Source organism: Arthrobacter sp. StoSoilB13 (assembly GCF_019977255.1).
GTDB lineage: Bacteria > Actinomycetota > Actinomycetes > Actinomycetales > Micrococcaceae > Arthrobacter.
Genome location: NZ_AP024648.1, coordinates 851,568 through 869,467, shown reverse-complemented (window position 1 = coordinate 869,467; position 17,900 = coordinate 851,568). Strand labels below are relative to the sequence as shown.

The 17,900-nt window shown below is 62.6% G+C and carries 13 protein-coding genes and 1 pseudogene; 7 read left to right on the top strand and 7 right to left on the bottom strand.

All coding sequences use genetic code 11. The annotated features are described in order from the left end of the window. Positions 1 to 38 precede the first annotated feature (38 nt). Together mmsB and LDP01_RS16315 are read left to right on the top strand one after the other, a co-directional pair. On the top strand, positions 39 to 1,307 hold the full coding sequence (gene mmsB, locus LDP01_RS16320; RefSeq protein ID WP_224091500.1) for a multiple monosaccharide ABC transporter permease: 1,269 nt from the start codon (positions 39 to 41) through the stop codon (positions 1,305 to 1,307). 53 nt (positions 1,308 to 1,360) lie between these two features. Beyond that, positions 1,361 to 2,458 carry a substrate-binding domain-containing protein gene (locus tag LDP01_RS16315; protein ID WP_224091499.1) on the top strand — a complete coding sequence of 366 codons (1,098 nt, stop codon included), beginning with the start codon at positions 1,361 to 1,363 and terminating at the stop codon, positions 2,456 to 2,458. Between the two features lie 113 nt (positions 2,459 to 2,571). Here the strand turns inward: LDP01_RS16315 and LDP01_RS16310 are convergent, their stop codons facing one another. Next, entirely contained in the window at positions 2,572 to 4,098 is a 1,527-nt protein-coding gene (locus LDP01_RS16310; RefSeq protein WP_224091498.1) for a pectate lyase family protein, read from the bottom strand. A 300-nt stretch (positions 4,099 to 4,398) separates the two neighbouring features. Here LDP01_RS16310 and LDP01_RS16305 point away from each other — a divergent pair, with 300 nt between their 5' ends. Together LDP01_RS16305 and LDP01_RS16300 are read left to right on the top strand one after the other, a co-directional pair. Beyond that, complete coding sequence (locus tag LDP01_RS16305) at positions 4,399 to 5,826, top strand: ABC transporter permease (RefSeq protein WP_224091497.1); 1,428 nt, start codon at positions 4,399 to 4,401, stop codon at positions 5,824 to 5,826. 2 nt (positions 5,827 to 5,828) lie between these two features. Next, the gene (locus LDP01_RS16300) at positions 5,829 to 6,521 is read left to right on the top strand and encodes an ABC transporter ATP-binding protein (RefSeq protein ID WP_224091496.1); all 693 of its coding nucleotides are present in this window, start codon (positions 5,829 to 5,831) and stop codon (positions 6,519 to 6,521) included. Here LDP01_RS16300 and LDP01_RS16295 read toward each other — a convergent pair. From LDP01_RS16295 to LDP01_RS16285, 3 genes are read right to left on the bottom strand one after another with little or no spacing between them, the layout of a single operon-like run. Then, positions 6,499 to 7,680 (bottom strand): ABC transporter permease, encoded by a 1,182-nt coding sequence (locus tag LDP01_RS16295; protein WP_224091494.1) that lies wholly within the window; start codon positions 7,678 to 7,680, stop codon positions 6,499 to 6,501. The genes LDP01_RS16300 and LDP01_RS16295 overlap by 23 nt on opposite strands. Continuing rightward, the gene (locus LDP01_RS16290; protein ID WP_224091492.1) at positions 7,677 to 8,408 is read right to left on the bottom strand and encodes an ABC transporter ATP-binding protein; all 732 of its coding nucleotides are present in this window, start codon (positions 8,406 to 8,408) and stop codon (positions 7,677 to 7,679) included. The genes LDP01_RS16295 and LDP01_RS16290 overlap by 4 nt, the downstream gene beginning before the upstream one ends. A 2-nt stretch (positions 8,409 to 8,410) precedes the next feature. Further along, positions 8,411 to 9,508: an efflux RND transporter periplasmic adaptor subunit gene (locus LDP01_RS16285; RefSeq protein WP_224091490.1), complete on the bottom strand. Its 1,098-nt coding sequence runs from the start codon at positions 9,506 to 9,508 to the stop codon at positions 8,411 to 8,413. A gap of 139 nt (positions 9,509 to 9,647) precedes the next feature. Between LDP01_RS16285 and LDP01_RS16280 the strand changes: the two genes are divergently transcribed. After that, complete coding sequence (locus tag LDP01_RS16280; RefSeq protein WP_224091488.1) at positions 9,648 to 10,718, top strand: Gfo/Idh/MocA family protein; 1,071 nt, start codon at positions 9,648 to 9,650, stop codon at positions 10,716 to 10,718. A 96-nt stretch (positions 10,719 to 10,814) separates the two neighbouring features. Here the strand turns inward: LDP01_RS16280 and LDP01_RS16275 are convergent, their stop codons facing one another. Further along, on the bottom strand, positions 10,815 to 11,255 hold the full coding sequence (locus LDP01_RS16275; protein ID WP_224091487.1) for a DoxX family protein: 441 nt from the start codon (positions 11,253 to 11,255) through the stop codon (positions 10,815 to 10,817). 138 nt (positions 11,256 to 11,393) lie between these two features. Between LDP01_RS16275 and LDP01_RS16270 the strand changes: the two genes are divergently transcribed. Beyond that, positions 11,394 to 12,512: an FAD-dependent oxidoreductase gene (locus tag LDP01_RS16270; protein ID WP_224091485.1), complete on the top strand. Its 1,119-nt coding sequence runs from the start codon at positions 11,394 to 11,396 to the stop codon at positions 12,510 to 12,512. Positions 12,513 to 12,570: 58 nt separating this feature from the next. Here LDP01_RS16270 and LDP01_RS16265 read toward each other — a convergent pair. Beyond that, positions 12,571 to 14,791: pseudogene (locus tag LDP01_RS16265) on the bottom strand (NADP-dependent isocitrate dehydrogenase). A gap of 405 nt (positions 14,792 to 15,196) precedes the next feature. Between LDP01_RS16265 and LDP01_RS16260 the strand changes: the two are divergent. Further along, positions 15,197 to 16,114 carry a trypsin-like serine peptidase gene (locus LDP01_RS16260; RefSeq protein ID WP_346658933.1) on the top strand — a complete coding sequence of 306 codons (918 nt, stop codon included), beginning with the start codon at positions 15,197 to 15,199 and terminating at the stop codon, positions 16,112 to 16,114. Positions 16,115 to 16,216: 102 nt separating this feature from the next. Here the strand turns inward: LDP01_RS16260 and purH are convergent, their stop codons facing one another. Next, positions 16,217 to 17,887 (bottom strand): bifunctional phosphoribosylaminoimidazolecarboxamide formyltransferase/IMP cyclohydrolase, encoded by a 1,671-nt coding sequence (gene purH, locus LDP01_RS16255; protein WP_224091483.1) that lies wholly within the window; start codon positions 17,885 to 17,887, stop codon positions 16,217 to 16,219. Positions 17,888 to 17,900: the final 13 nt, after the last annotated feature.

Sequence of the window (17,900 nt, the reverse complement as noted above, 5' to 3'; positions counted from 1 at the left end):
GCCCAGACTCACCCCTTCCTGACACAAGGACCAAAACAATGAACGCGCTCAAGAAGCTATTTGGTGGCAATACCCGCCAGTTCGGCATGATCTTCGCCCTGGTGGCACTTATCGTCTTCTTCCAGATCTTCACCGAGGGCCGGACGCTGACCCCGGGCAATGTGATCAACCTGTTCAACGGCAACTCCTACATCCTGATCCTTGCCATCGGCATGGTCCTGGTGATTATCGCCGGCCATATTGACCTGTCCGTGGGTTCCGTGGCCGCATTTGTGGGTGTTTCCGTAGCCCTCGCGATCCGGGACTGGGGCATCCCCTGGTACATGGGTGTGCTCTTCGGACTGGTGCTCGGTGCAATCATCGGTGCCTGGCAAGGATTCTGGACAGCGTATGTGGGCATCCCCGCCTTCATCGTGACGCTGGCAGGCATGCTCCTGTTCCGTGGTTTCAACCAGTTCGTAGGCAAATCCAACACCATCCCTGTTCCCAGCGACTTCCAGTACCTGGGCTCGGGCTACCTGCCGGAAATTGGGCCAAACACGGGCTTCAACAACCTCACCTTGTTGTTGGGCATCGTGGCCGCCGCGTTTGTTGTCATCATGTCCCTGCGGGCCCGCGCTACCAACAAAGCCCTCGGCGCCGACGTTCCCGAACTCTGGGTTGAGGTCACCAAGCTGGTGCTGATCTGCGGTGCCATCCTCTACGCCACTTACCTCTTCGCCACCGGCCGCCCCGGAACCTCCTTCCCAATCCCCGGTCTGATCCTGGCCGTGCTGGTCCTGATCTACGGTTTCATCGCTGACAAGACCGTTCTTGGCCGCCACGTCTACGCAGTTGGTGGTAACCGTCACGCAGCAGAACTGTCCGGTGTGCAGTCCAAGAAGGTCAACTTCATGGTCATGCTCAACATGTCCGTCCTTGCAGGCCTCGCCGGCATGATCTTCGTTGGCCGATCCACCGCATCCGGCCCCTTTGACGGCGTCGGTTGGGAACTGGACGCAATCGCAGCCGTGTTCATCGGTGGCGCCGCAGTTACCGGCGGCGTTGGCACCGTGATCGGCTCGATCGTCGGTGGCCTGGTGATGGCCGTGCTGAACAACGGCCTCCAGCTCCTGGGCGTAGGCGCCGACCTCACCCAGATCATCAAGGGCCTGGTGCTCCTGGCCGCCGTAGCCTTCGACGTCTACAACAAGATCCAAGGCAAGCGGTCCATCACCGGCCTGTTGATGAAGAACTTCCAGCGCAACAACGACATCAAGCCGGACGAGACCACGTCCACCAAAGAGGTCATCTCCAAGGAAGCCTGACCGGTTTCCGCCTGACTCGCTCCACCCCACCCACACAGAAAGTGAACCAAGATATGCGAATGTTTGGTAAAGCAGGAAAGGCAGCAGCAGTCGCTGCCATCGCGGCACTGGCGCTGACAGCCTGCGGCCGCTCTGACAGCGGCTCAAGCAGCAGCACTGCTGGCGGGGAAGCGTTCCCCAAGGACTCGATGATCGGCGTCGCCCTTCCGCAGAAGACCAGTGAAAACTGGGTCCTCGCGGAGAAGCTGTTCAACGACGGCCTCAGCGGCGCCGGGTTCAAGCCCGACGTCCAGTTCGCCAACGGCGGCGTGTCCGAGCAGCAGAACCAGATCAGCGCCATGGTCACCAAGGGTGCAAAGGTCATCATCGTTGGCGCAATCGACGGCGCCCAGCTGGGTACGCAGCTCAAGCAGGCCAAGGACTCCGGCGCCACGGTCATTGCTTATGACCGTTTGCTCCTGAACACGGAGAACGTGGACTACTACGTGGCGTACGACAACTTCAAGGTCGGTGTGCTGCAGGGCCAGGCCCTGCTGGATGGACTGAAGGCCAAGAAAGCTTCCGGCCCGTACAACATCGAGCTCTTCGCTGGTTCCCCGGATGATGCCAACGCCAAGGTCTTCTTCGACGGAGCCATGAGCGTCCTGAAGCCGAAGATCGACGACGGAACCCTGAAGGTACTCTCCGGCCAGACCACTTTCGAGCAGGCTGTTACCCAGGGTTGGAAGGGCGAAAACGCGCAGAAGCGTGCGGACACCCTCTTGGCAGGCAGCTACACCTCGGCCCCGCTGGACGGCGTACTGTCCCCGAACGACCTCTTGGCACGCTACATCCTGAACTCGGTCAAGGCCGCAGGAAAGCCGACGCCGGTCATCACCGGCCAGGACTCCGAGGTTGAGTCGGTCAAGTCGATCATGGCTGGCGAGCAGTACTCCACCATCAACAAGGACACCCGCAAGCTGGTTGAGCACGCCATCACCATGGTGAAGGACCTGCAGGCCGGCAAGCAGCTGGAAATCAATGACAAGGATTCTTACAAGAACGGTGTCAAGACTGTTCCGGCTTACCTGCTCCCGCCGCAGATCGTGACGGCAGCAAACGTCAAGACGGCTTACGTCGACGATCCGGTACTCGGCCCGATCACCAAGTAGCACCGAGCACCAAGTAGCACCGAGCACCAAGTAACAGCTAGCTCTAAGTAACAGCAGAGCCCCGGTCCGCCAGCAGGCGGGCCGGGGCTTTCGCTTTGCCTGAACTGTAGGGGCTACTTCCCCTCTTGGACCTTGATCACCCCGGGTCCCGAAAAGTTCAGCACTGCCTTGCGGACTGCGTCCGGCGATTTCAGCGTCCGGTACTCGTAGTTATCCGAGGGTGACCAGCCGACGTCGGACGTAAAGTCCCGCTGGGCCCATTCAGGTACGTCGGTGCCTGACTCAGCCGCGGCGGCTACCGCTTCCGCCTTGCGTTCGTCAAAGGAGTCTTGGGCGATGGCTTCCAGGTTGACGGGCTCACCGTTGAACCAGGAACCGGTATCACTGAACATATTGCCGTTGTAGCTGGTGACTGTGATGGATTCATCGGCGTCCGGCCCGGAGTAGTCAAAGGCGTTGTACTCGGAGAAGATCCGGGAATCGTAGCCCGCGCCGATGAAGTAGCTGGTGCCGCCCTGCTCCTGACTAATCATGGGATAGTCCGGGTCCTCGCTACTGCCGACGAAGTAGTTGTTCAGAACGTGCACCTGGCCGAAGCGGACCCGGGGACCACGCTGTTGGGTGTTCTCGAAGAGGTTCGAAATGAAGCTTACGCGGAGCTTTCCGCCGTCCTTGTCTACATGCTCGTCGCCGGATCCCAGAAGGCTCGTCTTGTCGTGGTCTTTGAGTTGGCTGTTGGAGATCGTGACGAAGTCTGTTCCGTCCTTCAAATCCAGCAGGCCGTCGTGGCGGATGACGGGCTCGTTCTTGAAGTCCTTGGGCGCCTCGCTGTCAGGATAGCGGCCGTCTGTCACCAGGACATGGTCAATCCAGATGTGGTCCGAGGTTACGGCAGACAAGCAGTCGAAGCGGGCGTTCCAGGCGCCGTCGCCGTCATCGGGAGACCACGTGGTGAACCAGTCCACGGGGGATTCAATGCTCAAGTTCCGAATCACAACGTTGCTGGCAACGTTCATGATCACGTTGGCTCCCACCAGCCCGGAGTCATCGTCCAGTCCAAGCAGCGTGGTGTTGCTCGGAAGGTTCACCTCGATCTGCCGCTTCATGGCGTTGCTGCCCTGTTGACGCAATTGCCTCATTTGCTTGCAGTACGGGAACGCTTGGTCGCTCCAGGTCTTGCCATTGTCCAGAAAGCAGCTCATATACTTCTGGATGTTGTAGCCGGGTGCATAGTCCTGCTCGCCAAGGATCTTTCCGTCAGGGGCTTCATTACCGTTGATGGTCCCCCGGATGTAGATGATTTTGGGTGCCTTGGGGTCGCCGTTATTCAGCGTGGCCGCCTTGAGTTCTGCCAAGGTGCTGACCACGTGAACGTTCTCCGACGGGGCGTCGGACCCACCGTTGGTCCCCGGGCCGGCCGGGGTGCTGCCAACGGAGGCCCAACCTGTGGGAGCTGAATCGTGTATCGAGACTGTGGGCGAACCGTGCAGATCAACCGGTTCGGCGCTGCTCGGGGGCGCGCTTGCCAGCGTTGCCGCCAGCGCGATGCCTGCTACTGCTGCCACCGTGGCTGGACGTCGCCGTAACGGGCGGTTCGGGAATCGGGAGTGAAGGTTGTTCGGGGATGTTGTGGACGTCATTGGCCTGTTTTCCGGCACGCCAAAGAGCACATGCCTGGTAGCGGGAATGGGCGATTCGACTAACTGCTTTTCCTTGCCCGCACTGCGAGAAAGCGCTTTCTCAAGGGGCTGTCCTATTATGCCTGTGCAGCTCGTCACGCTGTCAAGAGGTCGTTCGGAATCCGGACCTGCCTGACCTCCGCACATTTCACAGCCCACGCATAGCTTCGGCAGGCTTCCCGCACAGCAGCGCTCAGCAGTGTTGGACCTGCAGCCCGCGAGCCAGCGGTCTGCGGAACCAAGCAGGTCTAAAGGAGAAACGTGAGCGTCCTTGCCCGAAGCGTAGGCAATGCCTTCCGCAACAAAATCAGAACGGCCGCGGTAGTCGCTGTGCTGGCCGTAGCGATCGGCCTGGCGTTGGCCATGCTCGTTGCCAACCAGGCCGTGGGTGCCAAGGTCCAGGAGCTCAATGCTTCCGTGGGCACCACCCTGACAGTGAATCCGGCTGGTGGGCAGGGCTTCGAAGGTGGCGGCGAACCGCTCACCGCTGCTCAAGCGCAGACGGCAGCCTCGGTCACCAACGTGACGTCCGTGGTGGGTACCAAGGCGCTGCGTTTGCAAACGGCGACGGCAGAAACAGGCACCACCGAGCAAGCCGTTCAGGGCGGTTTCGGTCCCGGCGGGCAGCAGGCCAGCGTCACCACCAACCTCACGGCAGCCATCGATGCCGGCACCCTCGGCAACCGCAACGGCTCCACCACCAACACCGGAGGTACGGGCACCACCCAGCGGGTTCGCACCCTTCCTATTACGGCCACGGGCATCGGCGCCGAGGTTGACAGCACCGGCAAGGCCTTGGACATCACCAGCGGCACGGGCTTGGGCGACTACGCCACGGCCCAGGCAAAAGCGCTGGTAGGAACGACGCTGGCCGAGAAGAACAGCCTTACGGTCGGCTCGACGTTCACCATCCAGGACAAGACCTTCACGGTGGCGGGCATCTTCGACGCCGGAACCGCCTTCGGCAACAACGCCGTGTACGTGACATTGCCCGAGGCCCAGACGCTGGCGGGTACCCCTGACGAGCTCTCCACGATGATCGTCACGGTCAACAGCATGGAAAACGTCGACAGCACCAAGACGGCCGTCCAGGCCGCGTTGGGAACCGGCAAAGCAGACGTCACCCAAGGCCAACGCAACCTCGAAACCGCGGTCAGTTCGCTGGACAGCGTCAAGAACATCTCCCTGGTCGCGTTCATTGCTGCACTCGCTACCGCCGGACTCATCATCCTGCTGATCATGGTGATGCTGGTCCGTGAACGCCGCCGCGAAATTGGCGTGCTGAAGGCCATCGGTGCCCGGAACCGCACTATCGGCCTGCAGTTCGTCCTGGAATCGCTGGTACTTGTGGCTTTGGGCAGCGTGGTGGGTGCCGCCATTGCATCGCTCGCCAGCGGCAGTATCGCGTCCGCGCTGATCAGTTCCAACACAAGCACGACGGCGGCCCCAGCCACCCAGCGCGCGGGCGGCTTCGGCGGTGGAGGGTTCGCTGGTGGAGGTTTCGCCGGTGGCCAGCGCGGTCCGTTCGGCGGGGCCTCCAAATTGCTCACTTCCGTCACTGCGAGCGCCTCCCCCGGCGTCATCGCTGCAGGCATCGCCGCGGTCTTCGCGGTGGCCATCATCGGCGCGTTGGTCCCGGCCTTGCTGACCGCCCGCATCCGTCCCATCGAAGTACTCCGAGGAGAATAGCCGTGATTGAAGTCAAGGACCTGGTCCGTCAGTTCAAGTCCGGTGACAGGACCATCAAGCCTGTCAATGGTGTGAGTTTCCAGCTGGAAAAGGGATCTCTTGCTTCGATCGTCGGCAAGAGCGGCAGCGGCAAAAGCACGCTGTTGTCCCTCCTGGGTGCGCTGGACAAACCAACCAGCGGAGACGTCGTCGTGGATGGCGTCAGCCTGGCGGGACTGCCGGACAGCAAGCTGACCGAGTACCGCCGTCGTGATATCGGCTTCGTGTTCCAACAGTTCAACTTGATCCCGAACCTCAGCGCCGTGGACAACGTCATGCTGCCCATGGAGTTCGCCGGGGTCCGGAAGGCTGCGCGGCTGAAGCGGGCCAAGGAATTGCTGGAGCAGGTGCAGTTGGATCCGGAAAAGCAGTCGCGTCGGATCAACCGCCTTTCCGGTGGCGAGCAGCAACGCGTCGCGATCGCCCGGGCACTGGCCAACGAGCCCAAACTGATCCTTGCCGATGAGCCCACCGGAAACCTGGATGAGCAGACCGGCGAGCACATCATTGAGCTGCTGAGCTCACTGAGCCGGGACCACAACACCACCATCCTGGTTGTCACCCACGACCGCAGCCTGGCGCAAAAAACGGAACGCTGCTTCCGGCTTCAGCAGGGCCGGCTCACGGAGGAGGTCAAAAGCGGATTGCATCGATGACCTTGACGCGCACCGCCACGAGCGCCGGGATGGCTCCGGCGAGTGCGCCCACTAGGACAGCCGCGCCAAGGCCCAGGAGCGCTGCGTCCACAGGGAAGGACGGATATTCCGTCAGGCCGGGCGCTACCTTTGACTCGATCCAAGGGTTCTTCACCACTGCGACAGCCAGCATGACGCCTGCTATTCCGGCAACCGCCGTGGCTACGACGGATTCCATCATGACGCCGAAGAAGATCCGGCCGGACGTCGCACCGAAACTGCGTCGGATGCCGATTTCCCTTACCCTGTAGCGCACGGTGACCATGGAAATGTTGAGCATTCCCACAGCCCCGAGCAGGAGCACCAGTCCGGCTACGCCGCCCACAATCCACTGTGCCGGTCCCAGCGGATCACCGTAGGCGGCGAAGTCAACGCGTTGGGCTTGGACGTAGTATCCGGGGAACTGTCCCTGCAGGTCCGCCGAGATGGCGGCGGTCAGTGCGGCGGCCTGTTCCTCCCCCACCCAGATCTTGAACTCGGACATATCAGCTTGCATACCGGTCATTGCCGCAGCGTTGGTGAGGATGAACGCGGACGGAGGAGAGTCGGGCCAGGTATCGGGAACGACGCCGATAATCACCGCCGTTGCCGGCTGGTCACCTGGGATGGTGACGGTGGGATTGGTGGCCAGGTTGGGCCTGCCCGCTTGGTTGTAAAAGCCTTCGGAGACCACGACGGCGGGTGCGAGCCTTTGGTCGTCGTCGGCGGCGAACCACGTCCCCTGCGTGAGGGGCACGCGGTGTATGGTGCCATACCCGATGTCCACGATGGTCATGTTCACGGTAGTCACGCCTCGGGGAAACTGGAAGCCCGCCTGGGTGCGGCCCACATGTGCAGACGTGGTGATGCCGTAACGCTGCTGGATTCCTTCGTAGGCTTTCTCCAGTTTTTCGGCATCGGGAGCGTTCGGGCCGTTGACGCCCAGCGTCAACGTTGCCACGCGGCCTCCATCGCGTTCGGACTGCACTTTGATCCCCTCGCGTACCAGGCTGCCGAGGCCCACCACGGATGTCAGCGCAGCAACAGACAAGGCGACCCCAAGGAGAGCCAACAGGATACGCACCTTGTTGATCCGGAGTTCCTGCCAGGCTTCCACCAGCGTGGACATGAAGCCGGTCATGCGCTGACTCCTGCTGTTTCGGCAAGTGCCAGCGGGGTCAGCACTCCGGTGTCCAGTCGATAGCAGGCACGGGCCAGTGCCGCCACATTGGTATCGTGCGTGATGGTCACCAGTGCGGCCGCTGTTTCCGTGGCCACGGTGTCCAGCAAGGCCATGACAGCCTGCCCGGTTTCCACGTCCAATGCGCCTGTTGGCTCATCGGCAAGGATGAGCCGTGGCCTGCGGACCAAGGCGCGTGCGATGGCAACGCGTTGCTGCTCACCGCCGGACAGCATGTTTGGCATGGTGTTGGCCCGGGCGGCCAATCCAACGCGGTCCAGCATGTCCATGGCCAGTTCGCGGCGGCGCCAAAACTCCCTGCCCTTGGCGTAAAACAAGGGAGTGATGACGTTGTCCAAAGCATTGCGTCCCGGCAGCAGATTGAACTGCTGGAACACGAAGCCAACGGTGGAACCACGCAGGCTGGCGCGGGCGTTGCTGCTCAACCGGTCCGCAGGGTTGCCGAGGAATTCCAGTTCACCGGACGTGGGGACATCCAGGAGCCCCAAGAGGTTGAGCAGTGTCGACTTTCCGCATCCTGACCGGCCGACAATGGCCGTGTGGTCACCGCTCTGGACCTCAAGATCGACGCCTCGGAGGATATGCAGTTGCTGCTCGTCCGGCAGCGTCACGGAACGGGTCACTGAGCGGAGACTGACGAGGGTTTCCCTGGTGCTTATCGCGTCCATACTTAACCCGCCGGAATGTAGGTGCCCTGCCCAGGGCCCATCATGGGGTCCGGGGCAGCCGGAGCGCCTGGCACGAACTCGAGGACCTGCTCGCCCTCGGTCAAGCCGGACGTCACTTCAACTACGTTGCCATCATTCAAACCAAGCTGTACGGTGCGCTCCTCCGGGGCAGCCCCGCTCCCTCCTGCGCCCGCAATCCAGACGATGCCGTCCTTCACGCTGCCCTTCACCGAGGTCAGCGGAACCGTCACCACATCGGCGGCGACGCCCGCACTGACGGTCATGGTCGCGCCAAGTCCGGCAAAGACTTCATGCCCAGCCGGGATGGCGCAGCTCAGCGTTCCCGTGGGCGTGCCACCGTCCTGCGACTGGCCGCCGCCCCCACCGGGGATCGCGACTGCCCCGCCGACACCCATGCCAGCACCTCCGCCTGTGGACGACAAACCACCCGAGGTGCCTACGCCGTCGTCGGACGCGTTGTTCTTGAGCGTCACCTCGGTGCACTGGAACGGTGCCGGCCCGCCAACCAAAGCGATCTCAGCCGGGCCGGGCTTGCCAAGCAGGCGGTACTGCTGGGCAGCCGTGACCGAGCCGGCCACGGTGTACGTTCCGGGGTCGATCTTGCCGACGTTTTCCCCGACGCTCACTTGCTGGTCGATCAGCGTGGTTAAGGACTGCAAGGTACCGCTGCTGGGGGCAAGGATGTCGAAGTAGTCATACACGGGCTTCGGCGCCGAGGACATTCCATCCTTGGACGGCTGGGAAGACGTCACTACGCGCTCGGCTTTGACCTGGAACAGGGCGTCGCCCCTGGCCACAGTGGCGCCTTGCTCCACGAAGACCTTGATGACCTTGCCAGCCGATGTGCTCCGTATGGCTTCAGCGGCGTCGCTCTGAACTGTGCCCTTGATGTCAACGGTATTGGTGACTGTTGCGCGCGTGGCCGGGACCACCGGGATGTCCACTTGCGCCAAGGGCGCGGGCCCGGAATCAGACGGCTTAAGGCCGTCTACGAAAGCGATCTTGACCAAAGCCACCGCAATTATTGCGAAAACCACCAGCCAGGCAACCGGCAAAATGACGCGCCGAAAAATACCCATCCCTGCTCCATTTCGGTAACTCCCCACAGAACCTCTGCGAGGGATGATTCCCTCAGCCTAGGCGAGGAATATAGTTTGGCCTGACATTCGGGCGACTCGACAGAATGCTTACAGTGTTGGAAATGAGAGGATGACAGGCATGACTCTCCCTATCGCCAAGCCGTGGCTGTCCACCCAGACCAACCAGGATCCCCGTGCTGCAACCGGCCAGCGTTTGCGATGGGGAGTCGTGTCCACAGGCAACATCGCCAACAGTGTTTCCCTGGACCTTTCCCTGTTGGAGGACGCAGAACTCTACGCCGTGAGCTCAAGGACCCCAGCTGCCGCGGACGCTTTTGCGCACACACTTGGTTTCGCCAAGGCGTACGGGAACGACGCCGGTGTCCCCGGCTACCAGCGGCTGTTTGAGGATCCCGCCGTCGACGTGGTTTACGTGGCCACACCCCATGCACAGCACTTCCAGATCGCCGCAGCAGCCATTCGCGCAGGCAAACATGTTCTCTGCGAGAAGGCACTCACCATCAACGCCCGCGAAGCCACCGAGCTGGTGAGGCTGGCCCGCGAGCACAAGGTGTTCTTTATGGAGGCAGTCTGGAGCCGCTTCCTGCCAAGCATGCAGCGCGCCTTTTCCATTGCGGCGTCAGGGGAAATCGGGCAGACCCAGTGGGTCAGCGCGGACCTGGGCTTCCCTGCACCCTACGATCCATCCGCCCGCATCTGGGCACTCAACGACGGAGGCGGGGCCCTGCTGGACATCACCGTCTACCCGTTGCTCTGGGCCTTGGGAACGCTGGGCTTCCCACAGTCAGTGACCGCGATCGGCACGCTGAACGAGGACGGCGTAGACACCCAAAATGCGCTGACGCTCGGTTACGCCAGCGGCGCCCAGGCGCAATTAACCTCGTCCCTGACGGCCCATGGACCTCGGACTGCCACTGTGGCGGGCGGGCTCGGGTATCTGCAGACGGTGGGCTCGGTGAACAACCCCCGGGAACTGCTGATCCGTGTTGGTTGGGATGAGCCGCGGCATGAACGATTCGATGTGGTGGGCGTCGGCTACACCTACGAACTCCGCGAAGTGACCCGCTGCATTCAACAGGGCCTGCTGGAGAGCCCGGTCATGCCGCTGGAGGACTCCATCAACGTCATGCGCTTGTTCGATGGCGTCCGGTCCCAGTTGGGGATCAGGTACCCGAACGACGCGCGGTGAGATTGCGCTGCGCGGTGAGGTTACAGCGTTCGGCGTGTGCCGCCGTCGGGAGTTAACCCGGCTGTATTAACGCTGCCGGCCTTGACGCCACTGGCCTTAGCGACGCTGGCCGATCGGCTGCCTGGCCAGCTTGCGGTCCAGTGACCATGCGCCGGGCCCGAGGAACACGAACGCTACTGAAATCGCGACGTAGACGATCAGGAGTTCGGCATTGACACCGGACTTGTCCGTAAGCAGCGGCTTGCCGGCCTCCGTGACGAACCAGATGCCGGCGAACATGATTGCCGCAAGGAAACCAGCCACCCTGGTCAGGGCCCCGAGGACCAGGAGCAGGCCCAGTCCAATCTCCCCTGCGATGACAAGCCAGGCAACGATCTCGGGCTTCTGCACGCCCATGGCAGCAACCGACGCAGCGAAGGCGGCGTGACCGGCAACGAACTTCTGGATGCCATGCACCATGATCAGCGCGCCGAACACAACGCGCAGGATCGTGACGCCGCGGGCAGAGGACTTGGGAGACGGGTGAAGGAATTTCACGGGTCCCAATCTTCCATGCCTTTGCGACGAGCGCCAACCCAAGTAAGTAGCAGCAGATGCCGTTTTGAGCGCTCAAAAGGGCATCTGCTGCGACCTAGTTGCGCGGGTGGGGGCAGAATGGAACCTGATAGTGGGCCGATGGTGGAGGGAGCTGGCATGGTGGACGTCGTAGTTGTTGGCGGAGGAGCAATGGGATCGGCCGCCGCGTGGCAGTTGGCCCGAAGCGGTAAGTCCGTGGTCCTGCTGGAGCAGTTCGAGGCCGGTCACCACATCGGTGCCTCCCACGGCGCCACGCGCAACTTCAACACCGCCTACGCCGAGGCCGACTACCTGGACCTCCTCGCCGAGGCGAAGACCCTGTGGGATGAGCTTGCTGCGGAAACAGGGGCGCCGCTGCTGGACCTGGTGGGGCTGGCGAACCACGGCAACGTCGAGCGGCTCCGGACCGTCCAAGCGGCCCATCAGGAACGCGGCATCGAAAGCTACTTCATCTCAGCCGATGAGGCCATGGACCGATGGCAAGGCATGAACTTCGCCACCGATGTGCTCTTCGTTCCCGGATCCGGACGGGTCCGTTCAGCCAATGCACTGGTGGCACTTCGAACGGCCGCCGAGTCCCATGGCGCCATCTTCAAGTACTCGACGCCGGTCCGCGACATCCGTGTCGACGGTGCCGAAAGCGTGGTGGTCGTGACGGACGAGACGGAGTACACAGCCAATCGCGTGGTGGTCACCGCCGGCGCCTGGACGAACAAGGTCCTCGGCGACCACGCAAAGCTACCGCCGCTGGTTGTTACCCAGGAGCAGCCCGCCCACTTCACCCCCGTGGACAACACGCTCGTGTGGCCAAGCTTCAACCACACCCCGGATATTGACGACCCCGCGTACGAATACTGGTACAGCCCCGTCTACGGCATGCTCACCCCCGGCGAGGGCGTCAAAGCGGGCTGGCATGGCGTCGGCCCCGTGATGGATCCGGACGAGCGCACGTTCCAGCCCATACCCGAGCAGCTCGATGCCTTGGTGCGTTACGCGCAAGAGTGGCTTCCCGGCGTCGACCCTTCAACAGCGGTTCCCATCAGCTGCACGTACACCACCACGCCCACGGAGGACTTTGTGCTGGACCGTTTTGGCCCGCTGGTGGTGGGCGCCGGATTCTCCGGGCATGGCTTCAAGTTCACACCCGCTATTGGCCGGGTGCTGAAAGACATCGTCGACGGCGGTGTGGCGCCTCAGCGTTTCCTGGCCGACCGTTAGGAATATGTAGACAGATAATGCCCCCAAGACCGGGTCTCAGGGGCATTATCTGTAATGACTAGCTCAGGGTCGCGACGACCTTGTTGAACGTGGCCGACGGGCGCATGATCTCAGCGGCCTTGGCGGCGTCCGGACGGTAGTAACCGCCCAGATCGACGCCGGGACCCTGGACTGCGTTCAGCTCGCCGACGATGACTTCCTCGTTGGAGGTCAGGGCTTCAGCGATGGCTGCGAAGTCCTTGGCCAGCTCGGCATCCTCAGTCTGCTTGGCCAGTTCCTGTGCCCAGTACATGGCCAGGTAGAAGTGGCTTCCACGGTTGTCCAGCTCGCCAACGCTGCGGCGCGGGGACTTGTTTTCCAGCAGGAAGGTACCCGTGGCGCGGTCCAGCGTGTCGGCAAGGACCTGGGCGCGGGCATTGCCCGTGGTGGTGGCAAGGTGCTCGAAGCTGACGGCCAGGGCAAGGAATTCACCCAGGCTGTCCCAGCGAAGGTGGTTTTCCTTGACCAGCTGCTGGACGTGCTTGGGAGCGGAGCCACCGGCGCCGGTCTCGAACAGGCCGCCACCGTTGATCAGCGGAACGACGGAGAGCATCTTGGCGCTGGTGCCGAGCTCGAGGATCGGGAACAGGTCCGTGAGGTAATCGCGGAGGACGTTACCGGTGACGGAGATGGTGTCCTCGCCCTTGCGGATGCGCTCCAGGGTGAAGGCCGTTGCTTCCTCCGGGGACATGATCTCGATCTGAAGGCCCTCGGTGTCGTGGTCCTTCAGGTACTCGTTGACCTTGGCGATGAGGTTGGCATCGTGCGCACGGCCCTTGTCCAGCCAGAAAACGGCCGGGGTCTTGGAAGCGCGGGCGCGGGTAACGGCCAGCTTGACCCAGTCGCGGATCGGGACATCCTTGGTCTGGCATGCGCGCCAGATGTCGCCCGGCGATACCTGGTGCTCGGTGAGGACGTTACCCTTGCTGTCCACGAGCTGGACGGTTCCGGCTGCCTCGATTTCGAAGGTTTTGTCGTGGCTGCCGTATTCCTCGGCTGCCTGCGCCATGAGGCCCACGTTGGGAACGGTGCCCATGGTGGTGGGGTCGAATGCGCCATTGGCACGGCAGTCGTCCAGGACTACCTGGTAGACGCCGGCGTAAGAGCTGTCCGGGATGACGGCGAGCGTGTCCGCTTCCTTGCCGTCCGGGCCCCACATGTGGCCGGAGGAACGAATCATGGCCGGCATGGAAGCGTCGACGATGATGTCCGACGGAACGTGGAGGCTGGTGGTGCCCTTGTCCGAGTCGACCATTGCCAACGCAGGTCCGTCCTCGAGGCCCTTGGTGATGGCTGCCTTGACGCCTTCGCGGACGTCTTCCGGCAGGTCTTCAAGACCGCTGAGGATGGCTGCGAGACCGTTGTTCGGACTGATGCCTGCGGCTGCGAGCTGCTTGCCGTAAGTATCGAAAAGCTCGGAGAAGTAAGCCTTGACGACGTGGCCGAAGATGATGGGGTCCGAGACCTTCATCATGGTGGCCTTCAGGTGTGCGGAGAAGAGGATGCCCTCTTCCTTGGCACGGGCAACCTGTGCCTTCAGGAATTCGTCCAGGGCGTCTGCGCGCAGAACGGTAGCGTCCACAACTTCACCGGCCCAGGACGGGGAAGTCCTTCTTGAGGACCTTGGTGGTACCGTCTTCGCGGACCAGCTGGATGCTGAGGGAATCGTCAGCCTTGAGCACAACGGATTTCTCGTTGGAGCGGAAATCGTTCTGGCCCATAGTGGCAACGTTGGTCTTGGAATCGGCAGACCAGGCACCCATGGAGTGCGGGTTCTGACGGGCGTAGTTCTTCACCGACAGCGGTGCGCGGCGGTCAGAGTTGCCTTCACGCAGCACCGGGTTCACAGCGGAGCCCTTGATTTTGTCGTAGCGCGAGCGGATGTCCGTCTCGGTGTCCGAGGAGGGGTTGTCCGGGTAGTCCGGGAGGGCGTAGCCCTGGGCCTGGAGCTCGGCGATGGCAGCCTTGAGCTGCGGCACTGAGGCGCTGATGTTGGGCAGCTTGATGATGTTGGCTTCCGGCTGCTTTGCCAGTTCGCCAAGCTCAGCAAGGGCGTTGCCCGTGCGCTGCTCTTCAGTCAGGAAATCGCCGAAAACGGCGATGATGCGGCCTGCCAGCGAAATATCGCGGGTCTCGACCTCCACACCTGCGGTCGAGGCATACGCTTCCACAATCGGCAGGAATGAGTAGGTAGCCAGCATCGGCGCTTCGTCTGTGTGGGTATAGATAATCTTGGCCATTGGCGGGGTTCTCCCTGAAAGTCTGCAGATTTCAACATCTCTAAACTTACCCGAGTAGGCCGGATTGGCGGCCCTTCGTGTCCGGGATCACGTGTTCGTTACCGCGCGGGAAAGCGATTTACGCCCGACGGCGGCCTTGCCGCCCGAGCTGCCGACCGGCGTCGTGCATTGCTCCCCGCCCTGTGACAAGAAGTGAAAGCAAAATATCACAAACTATGAAAGAACTCTTTACAAACTTGTCATACGTTGGGTAGCTTCGATTCCGTCAGTCGGCGGTCGCCATCACTGGCCGCCCCACTCCCTCGATAGGTTGGAAGAACGTGACAAAAACCAAGACCCTGGCCACAAGCCTGCTGAGTCTGTCCGCTGCCGCAATCCTTGCCCTGGTTGGAACCACCAGCGCAAATGCGGCCCCCCGCCAAGGACATCGACTCCAGCGGCGTTGCGGTCAGCAGCCATGTAGCGTCGGACAACGGCGCCGCAGACTACTGGACCCCGGAACGCATGAAGAACGCCAAGTCCGGCGACATCCTCGCCAACAAGGCACTTGACCGCGGCCGGCTCCTCAACCTCGGAAAAGCCCCGGTCACCGAAGCCCCGGGCGCCCTTAAAAGCATAGAGGGCCAGCAAGCCTCCACCGACTCCAAGACCATCGACCGGAAGGTGAACCAGAGCGAAACGCCCGTAAAGCACATCGGCAAGATCTTCTTCACCCTCGGCGGCTCCAACTACGTCTGCTCCGGCAACTCCGTGACAGCAGCCAACAAGAGCACCGTGTCCACTGCAGGCCACTGCGTCAACGAGGGACCCGGCGCCTACGCCACCAACTTCGTGTTCGTACCCGCCTACCTCAACGGTTCCGCACCCTATGGCAAGTGGACAGCAAGGGCGCTGTACTCCCCCACCCAATGGGCATCCAACGGCACCATGCAGTACGACACCGCTTTCGCCGTCATGAACACCCTCAACGGCCAGCGGCTCGCCGATGTCGTAGGCTCCTCCGGTGTCCAGTTCAACGCCGCCCGCGGCCTGAGCTACAAGTCCTTCGGCTACCCGGCAGCTGCTCCGTTCAACGGCGAATCGCTCAAGAGCTGCTCCGGCACTGCCACCAACGATCCCTACAACCCGCAGTTCGCCACCCAGGGAATCCCTTGCAACATGACCGGTGGTTCCTCGGGCGGTCCTTGGTTCATCGGCAACAGCTCCGGCGGTTACCAGAACTCGGTGAACAGCTACGGCTACGGCAGCAACTCCAACACGATGTATGGCCCGTACTGGGGCTCCGTCATTCAGTCCACCTACACCACGGCGGCGGCTTCGTAGCAGTCTTCTTAGCGCGACCTTGTTAACAACGACGGCGGCCGTCCCCTTTCGGGGGCGGCCACCGTTGCGTTTCACTGGCTTTGGGCTGTTGCCCGCCGTTGTTTAGTGGAAGAAGTGGCGTGCACCGGTGAAGTACATCGTGATGCCTGCAGCGTTGGCTGCGGCAATGACTTCCTCATCGCGGACAGAACCGCCAGGCTGGACCACGGCGCGGACACCGGCGTCGATCAGGATCTGCAGGCCGTCAGCGAACGGGAAGAATGCATCCGAGGCTGCAACGGCACCGCGTGCGCGCTCTGGTGCGTTGGTCGCGTCGGCGTTCGAAGCGCCGCCAGCACCTTCGACGTCGGACTCCACTGTGACACCCAGCGTGTTGGCGCGCTCGACGGCAAGGCGGCAGGAGTCCAGGCGGTTGACCTGGCCCATACCGATGCCCACAGCGGCGCCGTGATCTGCGATCAGGATCGCGTTGGACTTGGCGGCGCGGCAGGCAGTCCACGCGAAGGCGAGGTCCGCGAGGGTTGCTTCATCGGCGGCTTCACCGGCTGCGAGGGTCCAGTTGGCGGGGTTATCGCCGTCGGCGTCCACCTTGTCGCTCATCTGAACCAGCACGCCACCGGAGACCTGGCGCATTTCGGAGGGGTAGCGGCCGTAGCCCTCAGGCAGGGCAAGCAGTCGGATATTCTTCTTCTTGGAAAGGATCTCCACGGCTTCCGGCTCAAAGTCCGGAGCAATGACAACCTCGGTGAAGATGTCGGCAACCGTGCGGGCCATGCCAGCGGTAACGGTACGGTTCGCGGCGATCACGCCACCGAAAGCGGAAACGGGGTCGCAGGCGTGTGCCTTCGCGTGGGCGTCAGCGATCGGATCTGCAGCGTCGGCGGAACCGACAGCGACACCACACGGGTTGGCGTGCTTGATGATCGCAACGGCGGGCTCGGCGAAGTCGAACGCAGCACGGAGGGCGGCGTCGGCGTCGACGAAGTTGTTGTAGCTCATGGCCTTGCCGTGCAGCTGGTCAGCCTGCGCGATGCCGGCCGGAGCAGCCTTGTCCACGTAGAGGGCAGCCTGCTGGTGCGGGTTCTCGCCGTAGCGGAGGACCTCGGAACGCTCCAAGGACAGACCGGCATAGGCAGGCCAGTCGATGACGCCGTCGCCGTCTTCATCAAGGAACTGGCTGGCGGTCCAGGTTGCCACAGCGTTGTCGTAGCTGGCCGTGTGCGCGAACGCCTTGGCGGCCAGGCGGCGACGGGTGTTGAGGTCGAAGCCGCCTTCTTGTGCTGCAGCAACCACTGCGCCGTAGAAGTTCGGGTCCGTGACAATGGCGACGGCGGCGTGGTTCTTCGCGGCCGAACGCACCATCGCGGGGCCTCCGATATCGATCTGCTCAACCACCTCGTCCTGTGCTGCGCCGGACTTCACGGTCTCGACGAACGGGTACAGGTTCACCACGACGAGATCGAACGTCTCGATCTCCATACCGGCGAGGGTTTCCATGTGGGCCGGGACGCGACGGTCAGCCAGGATGCCGCCGTGCACACGCGGGTGCAGGGTCTTGACGCGGCCGTCCAGCATTTCCGGGGAGCCGGTGACTTCTTCGACTTCCTTGACAGGGATGCCAGCGGCGGCGATCTTCTTGGCGGTGGAGCCGGTGGAAACAATGGCGACGCCGGCTGCGTGCAGGCCCTTCGCGAGCTCCTCCAGTCCCGTCTTGTCGTAAACCGAGATCAGTGCACGGCGGATGGGAACACGGTCAAGCTGCGTCAAGCTCACAAAAGTCTCCGTC